We start from the raw sequence: 12,701 nt of genomic DNA, 5'->3' as shown, positions 1-12,701 counted from the left end.
AACCGTCTTTTATCTCACATACCCAGTCCTTCTAACAACATGTGTATAAATCACTTCATACATCCTTCCATACAGCATATAATTCTTCTTAACCTAAAGAAATCCTTTATGAAAAAGGATTTCTTTTACACCTTTATACTTTTTAACCACTTCTCAAAAATTTGCACCATCCCATGTTTTCCAGCTAATTTTTCTTCCCCTTGTTTCGTCTTATATGGGTATAATTGCAAGAAAACACCGCATCCAGACTCAATTTTTTTACTATGCATATGGCTTCCCGGATATACACAAATCACTTCATAAATTGCCCTTCGATGAAAAATACGCTTTCCATTTTGTTCTTCTACATACTTTATTGACCAGTACTTATACATTTGCTCAGTTGCTTTCGTATTTCCAACGTGCTGAAAGATATTGTACATCGGGCTATATTTGACTTCAATAATAATTGAAGATTTATATACGTATTTTCCTTCTTCCTTTATATAACAATCTAAACGAATATCTGGCTTCTTTGTGTCTTCACCATTATAAAAATTACTCCCCTTACTTAATGCAATAAGAGGATGTGTTTCAATTAAGTCATTAAATGCGACATGTACCATTATATCATCTTGATGTAAGACTACTGTCGTTCCATCTTGTAATCCATCTACATAAAAATGTTCTTGTATTTGTTCACGAATGGAATGCTCAGCTTCAAAACCAATTTGCTGCAGCATGGAAATAACGATAAAAAAAGCGTAATATTCATACACTAAAAACGTTGGTTTATAAACAAATAATAAAGATGGAGATTGATCCGTATATTGTGGAAGTAAATCTAAATGATGTAGTAATTGTTGATGTGGTATCGGTAAATCGTGTGAGTTCATGTTACCCGTTTCAGAAACTTCACTCCAAAATGGAGAATACATTAACGTTTGAAAGTACTGTATACTTTCATGTACAATATGCGCTAATATTTTATATTCTTGTATTTTCACAGAACTTTTCCGTAAATCCGCTTCTTTTAGTAAATGTATATTTTTATATTTTTGCTTCTCTCTATCCGTCACAGATCCATTTCGCTCAATTGTTTGCATAATCGTTTTAACAGCTTGAAATTCTTCTGATTTTTTCTTTTTCGCTTTTTCTAAAATTTCAATTGTTTGACGTAAAAAACTTTCGGCCTCAAGTAGATACTGATGAAATTGCATCGCTTTAAATTTAAGAAATGCATTTTCCTTACTATTTTTTTGTTCTATAAACTTGCGGTTATAATATTTTGCATAAGGTTTTCTTTCCGCCATTACAGTTCCTTTTCTCGTTACCTTCCGTTCCTTCATTTCCCATTTATATTCATGTATAAATTTAAAATTCGATTCTATCTTCTTAAAAATTTGCTTTATCTTTTTCATTTTTTGCGGTAACTTTCTTAATAACACTAAATAAGAAGAATCCTCAATATCACTTAGTATAGAGAACGTCTTCTTATAATAACCTCTATCTAAAATCAACTCATTTAAAATGGACTTTACATAATTTTGAATCATTTCAAATTGATCATCAAAAAAATTTTTTGGAACGACCTGAAAAGCACCATAATACGTTTTATCTTCTATACGCACTTCAAAATGATATAAACCACAGCGCCATGGATAAAAGAATTCTGTTTTTCCATGTTCATATATTAACACCTTTTGTTTTTTTTCATTTATTTCGTATTGTGACTCTTTTATATTTTTTTGCCCCTCATACACTTTATTCCATATAAAAGTTATATTCACTGGATTCTCATAATAGTAATGCAATCTAATCGGCTTTAATTCTTGTATTTTATAAATACATTGAACTAATGCTGTAGTAGATGTACAAAGACGATTTAATAAAATATGATCCCCTTTCCCTTCTGTTCCAATAATTAACTTTAATACAAAAGGGAATGTTTCTTTCGTATCAACAATTTCTGTTTTATACTGCTCTTCATTTCGCATATCCATACAACTCCAGTTCTCTACGTTTTTCTCTTATATATGCTAAAGAGTGTTCAAATGTAGAGACTCTGCTTGCAAGTGGAGATTGCAAAAGAGGTACTAAAGTCGCTCCCCTTTTTACTTCTTCAGAAAGTAAAGACCCGACCATCATTTCAGTCCCTCTTATTTTCGTCAGTACTCGTTGCTTTATTTGTATATCAAACCCCTCTTCTCTACTAATCATATAGGAATGATTATTTTGGAACGGTATATTTTGCAAGTAAGTAGCAATGGCATTTGCACATCGAAAAGAAATGCCCTTTGACGCATCATGTGATGACAATACAACATGTAACTTATCTAATAGCTCTAACTCTTCTTCAGAAAACACCTCAATCATCGCTTTATTTCTGATCCAATTTATCCGAAACTCTCCCGCTGTTACTTTCAGTGGTGGTTGTAATGCAACTTTCTCTTGTTCCATACACATTTCACAAAACGGGATTTTTTGTAAAATTATTACATTTGTTCGGTCTAATATTCGATCGGAGAGCTCTTTCGTCGTTTCATCAAAATTTATAGTACCTACAAATATAATATTTTCTCCAATTTCGATTGTTGATGGAATTGAATTTTCTGCCTCCTGTACACCCTCATACAAATTCAAAATACGATTTTCCTTTTCAAGTTGAAGAACAGATAGAAATGGCGTAAACCAATGTTCAATATGTGACATGTTCATTTCATCAAACACTATAATATACAATTGATTTTGATTTTCTTTTGCCTTCATTAATGTCCTAACTAACTTTGTTTCACTTTCAATAAAAGTGCCATTTGGGTGAAGATATCCGAGCAAATCATGTGGTTCTTGATACGATGGAGAAATCGGAATCCAAACCAATTCTTCCCCATACTTTAATCCAAGTGCTTCTGCATAAGCTTGCACAAAACGTGATTTCCCAACGCCCGGTATCCCACCAAGAATCGTTAACATATTTGTTTTTACACTTATATGAAAATTATAAATGTCCGTCTCATCCAAATATAGCCCTTTATGGCGCACCATACTTTGCACATACTGTAAAAAGGAGGATTCACGTTCATCCCATTCCCATTCATCCTTTTGTACTTTTATATCCTCTACTTCAACTAGCTTACCTTCTTCAGTCATTCGTTTTTTTAATTGCTCATACACTCGATTACTTACAAAATACAATTGATCTTCTACCGCTATTTCTACATGCTTCATCCAGTCATTAAAGTCTATATACTTACATTCCCGTTGCTGTTCAAAATATGCGATTGAACTAATTGATGATGACTTTAAAGATATATTTCCATATAACCTTCCATCGTGCCACAATAATTCGGGAGGCTCAAAATCTTTCGGATATTTTGGCATTAGAAATGACAAATAACCATTATTAAGTTTTCTTTCTAAAGACTCTCCTTTTTTGTAATTGGAAACTTTAGGTACTGGAATCATTTTATAGCCGTTTGCCATTTCTCGCGGTTCTTCTGTACAAATTAACTCCACATATATATGTCCTCTTTCATAATAGAGACGAAACATGACCAATTGCTTTTCTAATTTTCTTTTCTTTAATTCCAAAAAGACTTTTTCATTCTTTTTATTACTACATAAACCTTCAAATACGTATGGTTCATTTTTTAATTGCTCTTGTAACGTGAATGGTATTGGCGATAGGCATTGTACAAAGAAATTCTCTCCATTCTTTTCACTCTCTGCTTTTGTAAACTTTCCGACAAACCTCATATAGTACATTCGTTTTATAAAACTTGGCTGAAGAGCTTTATGTAATTTCACCTTAATCACCTTCTTTTTTCATACTATTCTTAGTGTATGAAAAAAAAGAAAAACTAGAAATAAAAAACCTGACGTTATCCGCCAGGTTAATAATAAAACATATATCAATGAGAAGAAAATGATTGTTTCTCTTGTAAAATAGCATTATGAGCAATTTTCATTTTAGCAAGCACATATCGTAATCGATCTTCAGCATTTTCATCTTTATTTTGCTGTAATCCCGCTAAATTCTCTACAGAACTCGCTAAATTTTCAACCACCCCTCGTAGTTCAGGATGATGATTAAAAAAAGATTCTTGTACTAATACTTTCCTTAACTCACTAGCTAATTCAATTATTCTAGACAACTGTTCTTTTTCTTCCATGTTCATCCCTCCTGAATATCTTATGTATTAAATATTCTCTAAACAAAGAAAAAAGCCCTTTAAATTAAAAGGACTTTTACATTTTTATATTTCCTGTCACAAGCATATAAAGTGATGTGATAGCTGCAATAACAATTGCCCACATTACATATCTCTCTATACCTGTAAAACAACGATTCCCTTTTTCTTTTCGTGCAAACACGTAAACAATAATCCCAATTCCATATACAATTGAAACGAGTAGTAAATTCTTTAAACCAGCTGCATAAATAAGCCAAACAGAGTAAATTGAGGCAATTAAAGCTAACAAGCCGTTTTTTACTTTTGCATCTTTTATTTCATTTGTAATGACTAATTTGAATTGGAATAACGCTGATAATAAATATGGTAATAAAATAGATGTTGACGCAATAAAATACATAATTTGATACGTCGATTCTGAAAACAGAACAATTATAAATATAGTTTGGGCAACGATATTTGAAATCCACAATGCCATATGCGGCGTTTGCTTCTTATTTGTTTTCGTAAAGACTTTCGGAAACACGCCATCTTTTCCTGCTACGTGAGAAATTTCAGAAACAAGTAAAAACCAGCCAATTAATGTACCTACAAGTGAAGCAACTAACCCGATATTAATTGCAATTGCCCCCCATGGTCCAACAACATGTTCTAATACATGTCCCATTGACGGAGTTTCTAAAGCGGAAAGTTCTCCTCGTGTCATTGCACCCATTGACAGAACAGAAATTAAAATATAAATAGACATTACTAAAATCAGCCCAAGTACTGTCGCTTTTCCTACGTCACGGCTATTTTTCGCTCTTCCAGATAATACAACCGCTCCCTCAACCCCTATGAATACCCATAGCGTTACAAGCATTGTATTTTTCACTTGACCTAGTACAGAGGAAACTGAAATTGTTCCTTCGCCCCAAAAGTCATGTGTAAATGTATCCCAACGAAATGCCGTTACCATTACGGCAATAAATAGTACAATCGGAACTAATTTCCCAATCGTTGCGATAACATTCATTATAGAAGCTTCACGAATTCCAAATAAAATAAGAAAATGCAGCGTCCATAATAAAAGAGAAGCACCGATTATTGATGCAACATTATTTCCACCTTTAAAAATTGGGAAGAAATAACCTAATGTACTAAACAATAACATAATTGTTGCGACATTTCCTAAAATCCCTGCAAGCCAGTAGCCCCAGGCACTGTTAAAACCAATATATTCACCGAAACCAGCACGTGCATAACTATAAATCCCGCCCTCAAGCTCCGGTTTTTGTCTTGCTAACGTTTGATATACAAGCGCGAGCGGAATCATTCCCATTGCTGTGATACACCAGCCAATTATTGTTGCACCACTGTTTGCTCCTACTGCTAAATCATGCGGTAAACTAAAGACACCGCCACCAACCATCGTTCCAACTACTAATGCGATTAATGGAAAAAATCCTAACTTCTTTTCTATTTGTACCACCCCATCTGTCATTCTAGGTGTTATGCTCGTTCAACTATTAAAGTCACCTTTTCTCTAATAGACGTCTCTCTTATATTTTTTCAGGAAAACATTACTTATTCTAAAAGAAAATGAAGAAAAATGGAATACTTTTTTGAAAAAATGTATAAGTATGCACAAAAAAACCGTTCATTTTGTAATGAACGGTCATTTCACACAAATAAAATTGAATATTTATTGTAAAATTAACGAAGTAATTTCTCTTTTCTTAAAAATTCTTTTGCAACATCTTCGCTCTTTTTACCATTTACATTTACTTCATAATTCATTTTTCGCATTTCTTCATCTGTAATCTTTCCAGCCAATTTATTTAACACCTTTTCTAGTTCAGGATATTTCTGTAACGTCTCTTTTCTTAATAAGGGTGCCCCTTGATAAGGAGGAAATAGCCCTTTATCATCTTTTAGCACTTTAAGTCCGTATTGCTCCAATTCACTATCTGTTGAATATGCATCAATTACGTTAACATCCCCTGATTGAATCGCGCTATAGCGTAATTTCGGTTCCATCGTTTTAACATTTGAAAACTTATAGTTATATAATTTTTGCATACCTTTATAACCATCTTCACGATCAGCAAATTCTAATGTAAATCCTACTTTAGCATTTTGTGCAAAATTTCCCAAATCAGAAATTGTATTTATATTATTTTGATCTGCTATTTTTTTCGGCATGGCTAATGCATATGTATTGTTATACTCCATTGGCTTTAACATTTTCATATCATATTTCTTTTCCATTCCAATGCGAGCCTGCTCATATACTTCATCACGATTTGTGCTCTTTGGTTCTTCTTTCACAAACGTAGATAACGCTGTTCCTGAAAATTCTGGGTATATATCAACCTCTCCTGATTTCAAGGCCTCAAATACAAATGCTGTTTTTCCAAGACCCGGCTTTAATTCTACGTGTAAATCTGTATCCTGTTCAATTAATTGCTTGTACATTTGAATTAATATTTCTGGCTCAGATCCAAGTTTGCCAGCAATAACAATATCTTTCTTTTGTGTATTCCAAAGAAATGGAGACACGACTACTACAACAACTATACACATCGTCACTATAACGCGCTTAGAGGAGCGTTTCGGGCTCTCTAGCATGCGAAGTACTATATCAAAGAATAAAGCGAGTAACGCGGCTGGTACGGCTCCTAAAATGATAAGCGCATGATCGTTTCGATCGATACCAAGTAATATGAGTTTACCGAGCCCACCAGCGCCTATTAGAGCTGCCAATGTAGCTGTTCCTACAATTAATACCATCGCCGTACGAATACCAGCCATAATAATTGGCAATGCAAGAGGAAGTTCTACCTTCCACAACCTTCTCCAGCTATTCATCCCCATAGCTTTCGCTGCTTCTATTAGAGATTCATCTAATTCCCGTATTCCTGTATATGTATTTCGTAAAATAGGTAATAGTGCATACACAACTAATGCGATAATAGCCGGGAGTTTTCCAATTCCCACCAACGGGATTAATAGTCCAAGTAACGCCAGTGATGGCACTGTCTGCATAACCGCAGAAGTTCCTATTATAAATTCAGCCATTCGTTCTTTTCTCGTTAATACAATGCCAAGCGGCACCGCAATAATTACTGCAAAAAATAGTGAAATAAGCGATATTTGTAGATGCTCACTTAATGCACTCAGCAATTCTACTTTTCGTTCTTGGAACGTTTGAATAAAATCAGTCACTGTTTAGCCTCTCTCCTTCATTTGTTCAACAATATAATTGACAATATGACGACTTGTTAATGCTCCAACATATTGACCATCTTCTTCAACTGGGACAACCTCTTCAACTTGTAATCGAACTAGCGCTTCTTGTAAAGAAGCATGTATTGAAAGTGTATCCCCTTCTACTTGCATACTTTCGTCAAATGTCAATACATCTTCTATACTTTTCCCCTCATACCAAGGTCGTCCACGATTTCCAATGAATTCCTCAACAAATTCATTTTTCGGGCTATGTATAATGCCTTCTGGTGTATCTAATTGAACAACCTTTCCTTCTCTCATAATACAAATTCGATCTCCAAGAGATAAAGCTTCTTGCATATCATGAGTTACAAACACGATTGTTTTTTGAATCTTTTTTTGTAATTGTACAATATCCTTCTGCAGTTGTTCCCTACTTAATGGATCTAACGCACTAAATGGTTCATCCATAAGGACGATTTTCGGGTTTGCGGCTAATGCCCGTACGACACCGACACGTTGTTTTTGCCCTCCTGACAATTCATCAGGCATACGATCGCGATATACATCTGGTTCCAACCCAACCATATGTAAAAGTTCATCAACACGATTTTTTATTTTTTCCTTACTCCATTTTCTCATTTCAGGGACAACTGCAATATTTTCAGCAATTGTCATATGAGGAAACAAAGCGATTTGCTGCAGCACATACCCTATATTCCAACGTAATTCGTTTATATTATATTGTTGAATATCTTTTCCATCGATTAAAATTGAGCCTTCTGTCGTTTCAATTAAACGATTAATCATCTTCATTGTCGTTGTTTTCCCGCAGCCACTCGGACCAATGAGAACAAAAAATTCTCCTTTTTTAATTTCTAAATGCAATGAATCCACTGCTTTTGTGCCATCTTCATATGATTTTGACACATGATTAAATTGAATCACAAACACAACTCCTTTATTGTTGTTTCCTTTATTTTGCTGGAATATAGACTTCATTTCAAATGATACGCATTATTCTATAAAGAGAAACTTTAATTAGAGAGGACTTTGTCCATCCCTCTCTAATTATTAGCACACACCAATCGGGCTTTTACGGGCAATCAGGCGTCCACCTAACTTCCTCACACGCGCCTAATTTTTGTGGTGCGTGTCTTACTGCTCGCAAATAGAGGGATAAAAAAAGAGCTCCCATTTGAGCTCTAACGGTCGAACAGTATCGTTTTCATAATAGCAACATATTCACGCACATACATTTTTCTCTTAGAACGACTTGGTGTTTCAGCAGCTAATGCCTCCATCTTCATTCCTAAACGCTTTGCAATTATTTTCGTTCGATATAAATGATACGTGTTACTTACAACTACCGCATGTGTTACATCATATAAATCCATACTAAACTTTATATTTTCATACGTATTTGTAGAACGGTCTTCCAATAAAATTCGACTCTCGTCTATACCGTATACCATTAAATAGCTTTTCATACTGTGAGCTTCTGGTATATCTTCATCTTCCCCTTGGCCACCTGAAACAATTACTTTCGCCTCAGGATGAGAATATAAATATTCCAACGCTACATCTAAACGATTTTGAAGAGATAAAGACGGTCTATCTCCAAATAACTTTGCACCTAATATAAGAACGTATGGAGAGTGATTACTCACTTTTTCACGAGCAACTTTATTCATTCGAAATGTCATATAAATTATGTATAGTGGCGGTAGTAAGAAGATTATAAATAAGATCCATTTGTTCATAAATAAATTTGCACTCCCTTTCTTTTTATTATATAGAAAAAGAAAGGGAGGCAGAAGTGTTTTTTCAAACGATTGATTTATCACTCAACTCCTAGTTGTTTTTTCACCTCTTTATATACGCTCATATATGCTTTTAATTCTTTAACTAAATCATGAATTAATGGTTTTGCTTCTTCTCCTAGTTCACCATCTTGCACGTGTAAGCCATCTAGTACAACTTGTTTTGGGATTGCATTTGCATAAACGCCTCTGGCAACAGTACGCATACTATTCAATGCATTTATTCCCCCTTTACCGCCTCCAGCAACTGCTAACAAAGCAACAGGTTTATGAATGAATTCACTGCTACTTAAATAATCTAACGAATTTTTCAGCGCTCCGCTCATCGCATTATGATATTCTGGTGTACATAATACCACTCCATCCGCAGCTTTCACTAACGCTTTTAAATTTTTTACTGCCTCTAAATCACGTTGCGATTCTTCTCCGTTGTATAATGGTAACCCTTCTATTGCTAAGTCATATAACTCCCCTTCAAATTGATCTGCAATATATTTTGCTACCACGCGAGTTCTACCGAATTTTCTTGGTGTACCGTTAATAACGACTAGTTTCATAATCAATTCTCCCCTTTGTTTTCAAGTTATACTTATATATTATCAGAAATTTCTATATAAAATACAATATATAGAGTGAACTACCTTGATAAAATAGTATGATAAACGAAAAAAGAACTCATACTTTCGTATGAGTTTCGCACAATTACTTTTCTTCAACTTTCTGACTCAATGTACCTATACTTTCATTTGCTTCAAAATGGTTATACGCTTTTTTTGCTAATTCTTTTCGTTCTTGTGGTAATTCTATATATTTCATTACGTTTTCTATAATTTGTTCATACGGAGTAAATATAATTCCTGGCCACTCAATCTCGTCTTCTGGATTACTATTTTCCGAAATAATAAATTTCTTATTTGCGACTGCATGAGAAATCCGAGGTGTTTCAAGAATTCCTGATAAATAAAAATGAATATTTAATATAATTTTAGACCTAGCAATTAACTCATTCCTAACAATTCCCCACGCATTATTTTTAAAAACAATATTTAAATTTGGAGCAACTACTTTTAATTGATCAAAAATAGCCTGCCGTCTCGGATTAAGAGTACCTATAAACAGGATATCAATATCTTCAGAGATCTCATCTTCAAATACATCTTTTTTTATTTCTAAAGTTGGAGCATATTTCATTCCTACATGTTTTATTTCTTTTCCTACCCCTTTTTGTTTTAACCATTCTATATTTTGTTTACTATAGTCCCAAATCACTCTATCTCTTAATAATAATAAATAAAGCGGGTTCGCATATGGACTTCCTTCGTATAGTTGTTCTAAATTATATATAATTGCATCTTTCGGAAGAAGGCTCGGGTTATATGCATACGTATATGCTCCAAAAACTATTGTATTTTTCACATTTTCTAGTATTGTTTCTGATATTATTGCTGTCTTTCCCTCCTGCTCCAATCGCCATTTTAAAGCTCGCGCAACATCTATGAAACTACCATACGTCTTTGGGCATATAAAAAGACAATAATCATATTCTTTATTCAAATAAGCTTCCATTAATCTCAAGTTATTTTTATATAAATCCTCATCAGGATGTCGAACTAACAACTCATTTGCATGTTTTTTTGCCACTTTATATAATCCTGCGTAATAAGCAGCAATGCACCTTCTTAATTCGATTCTTTGTCGATGCTCTTCTGGTACATCCATATTTAAAAGAAGATTCGCGATACAATACGCCTTTAAATGATCACGATCATAATAATAATCTAGTAGTGGCATCAATTCTTCATACGTATTTCCATGCACCGATTCCCCTAGTTCAATCGCCCATCGTATTAATTCCATGATTCCTCCACTACTCCTTTAACCAAAAATGTATTTAATAAAATTTCGCATTGCTTTCTACCATATTTGCTATATGCAGCGGTATCTTTTCTTTTATCGATTCCAAATACTTTTGTGACATTGCACCTAAATGTTTTTTGTGAGGTATATAGAAAGCACTTATAGAAATTTCATAGTCAAACAAGTAATCATACACATGATAATCTACAAATAGAAGATCATCTTTCGGGAAAGGAACTTCTTTCCCTTGCAGAGCATACATCAAAGCAATATTATTTTGAGATTTTAGTCGATACATTCTTGCAAGTTGGTATAATGGTTCAGCTCGATTTGGTCTATATTCCCACGCTTTTTGAAAATAAAGAACTGCTAATGCTACATATTGCTCTTCTTGTTTCTTAACTTGTTCTTTTTCATCCGCCTCTGTTACTTCATGTTGTTTATTTGCTGAACGATTTGCTAACTGTTCATAACAAAATCCTATTCGTAATAACGAATAGAATACTTCTTCAACCCACCCTCCAGCTTCCACTCGTTTTTTGTACCATTTAATCGAATCTTCAAATTGATTTAGATGATAATAAGTTTGAGCTAAATAAAATAAATACCTTATATACAAATCTGGCGTAGTTTCCGGATCATTTATCCCCTGTAACAACAACCTCTCGTCTCTTTCAAATTTATCGCCCTTACTTCCACCATCCCCAGGATCATTAACGACAAGAGACTCTAACCTAGCTACTCTCGTGTTGTAATTCGCTCCAACTTTTGAACGATCTATATCCCAATACTCATGAGTAACACCGACAGATTTCCATGGTAAAGAAGCTTTTAAAAGACGTGTAAGCCAATATTTAATATGAATATCATATTGCAATGTAAGGTAATGATCTTCAGTTAAGCTACTTTTATCAAAATCTGGCTCCACTTCTAAAATCATGTCCGCATCAAGTATTAATAAATAATCTGCTTCCGGATACGTTTTCTGTGCCAATGAAACAGCTAAACTTCTGTTATAACCAAAATTTTTAAATGGCTCATGATGGACCGTTCCCGGTATCTCATTTTCCTTGCACCAATTTTCAATGATTTCAGGTGTACTATCAGTAGATCCGGTATCACAAATAGAAACAAAATCTACAATTGATTTTGTAGCATTTAAACATCTTTCCATAATTCTAGACTCATTTTTTACAATCATACAAAGACATAACTTCTTTTCTTCCTTTACATTCCTCACCTGCTTATTTCCCATTTAACCACCTCATAATTTATTAACACGCCCTTCTCATATGTAACACCATTTCTTATCTACATTGATGACATAATCACCCTTTTACTATTTATGAAAACTTCATTTTATTTATTCTTATTTTTATGTTGGGACATCTTTCATGCCATCCAGTTTTGGATCTTCTGCAAATGCTTTTTCAGTTAAATCCATTAACCCACCGTGGATAACGGATTAGTTCGCCCATACTTTCTATGTATACAGATTAAACAAAAATTGGAGGGCTATATTCACTACTACAAAAGGATTAAGACAAAATTAAAAGGCATGATTCCGGTTCGATACCGAAATCATGCCTATAAACCTAACTTTTTATTATTTAAAGAGCTTCACACCGACGTTGCTTTA

The 12,701-nt window shown here is 33.9% G+C and carries 10 protein-coding genes and 1 pseudogene; 1 reads left to right on the top strand and 10 read right to left on the bottom strand.

What is annotated here, in order from left to right:
- Positions 1-125: 125 nt before the first annotated feature.
- The 10 genes from COI75_RS20310 to COI75_RS20265 form a co-directional block, all read right to left on the bottom strand.
- Positions 126-1,976, bottom strand: a complete 1,851-nt coding sequence (locus tag COI75_RS20310) for a hypothetical protein (RefSeq protein ID WP_001243338.1) — start codon at positions 1,974-1,976, stop codon at positions 126-128.
- Positions 1,966-3,786 carry an AAA family ATPase gene (locus tag COI75_RS20305; protein WP_000766200.1) on the bottom strand — a complete coding sequence of 607 codons (1,821 nt, stop codon included), beginning with the start codon at positions 3,784-3,786 and terminating at the stop codon, positions 1,966-1,968. The genes COI75_RS20310 and COI75_RS20305 overlap by 11 nt, the downstream gene beginning before the upstream one ends.
- A 104-nt stretch (positions 3,787-3,890) precedes the next feature.
- The gene (locus COI75_RS20300; RefSeq protein WP_000391451.1) at positions 3,891-4,151 is read right to left on the bottom strand and encodes a hypothetical protein; all 261 of its coding nucleotides are present in this window, start codon (positions 4,149-4,151) and stop codon (positions 3,891-3,893) included.
- 76 nt (positions 4,152-4,227) lie between these two features.
- Positions 4,228-5,655, bottom strand: coding sequence for a basic amino acid/polyamine antiporter (locus COI75_RS20295; RefSeq protein WP_000129454.1), 1,428 nt, complete (start codon positions 5,653-5,655; stop codon positions 4,228-4,230).
- Positions 5,656-5,867: 212 nt separating this feature from the next.
- Positions 5,868-7,379 (bottom strand): ABC transporter permease/substrate-binding protein, encoded by a 1,512-nt coding sequence (locus tag COI75_RS20290; protein ID WP_000129153.1) that lies wholly within the window; start codon positions 7,377-7,379, stop codon positions 5,868-5,870.
- 3 nt (positions 7,380-7,382) lie between these two features.
- Positions 7,383-8,330: an ABC transporter ATP-binding protein gene (locus tag COI75_RS20285; RefSeq protein WP_000614086.1), complete on the bottom strand. Its 948-nt coding sequence runs from the start codon at positions 8,328-8,330 to the stop codon at positions 7,383-7,385.
- Positions 8,331-8,587: 257 nt separating this feature from the next.
- Positions 8,588-9,145 (bottom strand): YdcF family protein, encoded by a 558-nt coding sequence (locus tag COI75_RS20280; RefSeq protein WP_033657167.1) that lies wholly within the window; start codon positions 9,143-9,145, stop codon positions 8,588-8,590.
- Positions 9,146-9,225: 80 nt separating this feature from the next.
- A complete protein-coding gene (locus COI75_RS20275) occupies positions 9,226-9,762 on the bottom strand; it encodes an NADPH-dependent FMN reductase (RefSeq protein ID WP_000780360.1) in 537 nt (178 codons plus the stop codon).
- Between the two features lie 145 nt (positions 9,763-9,907).
- On the bottom strand, positions 9,908-11,062 hold the full coding sequence (locus tag COI75_RS20270; protein ID WP_000420432.1) for a hypothetical protein: 1,155 nt from the start codon (positions 11,060-11,062) through the stop codon (positions 9,908-9,910).
- 34 nt (positions 11,063-11,096) lie between these two features.
- Positions 11,097-12,317: a tetratricopeptide repeat-containing glycosyltransferase gene (locus COI75_RS20265; protein ID WP_000527130.1), complete on the bottom strand. Its 1,221-nt coding sequence runs from the start codon at positions 12,315-12,317 to the stop codon at positions 11,097-11,099.
- Positions 12,318-12,554: 237 nt separating this feature from the next.
- Between COI75_RS20265 and COI75_RS27705 the strand changes: the two are divergent.
- Positions 12,555-12,641: pseudogene (locus tag COI75_RS27705) on the top strand (IS3 family transposase); the annotation flags it as partial.
- Positions 12,642-12,701 lie beyond the last annotated feature (60 nt).

Source organism: Bacillus cereus (assembly GCF_002564555.1).
In the GTDB taxonomy this organism is placed as follows: domain Bacteria; phylum Bacillota; class Bacilli; order Bacillales; family Bacillaceae_G; genus Bacillus_A; species Bacillus_A cereus_K.
This window is presented reverse-complemented; position numbering and strand designations above follow the sequence as displayed.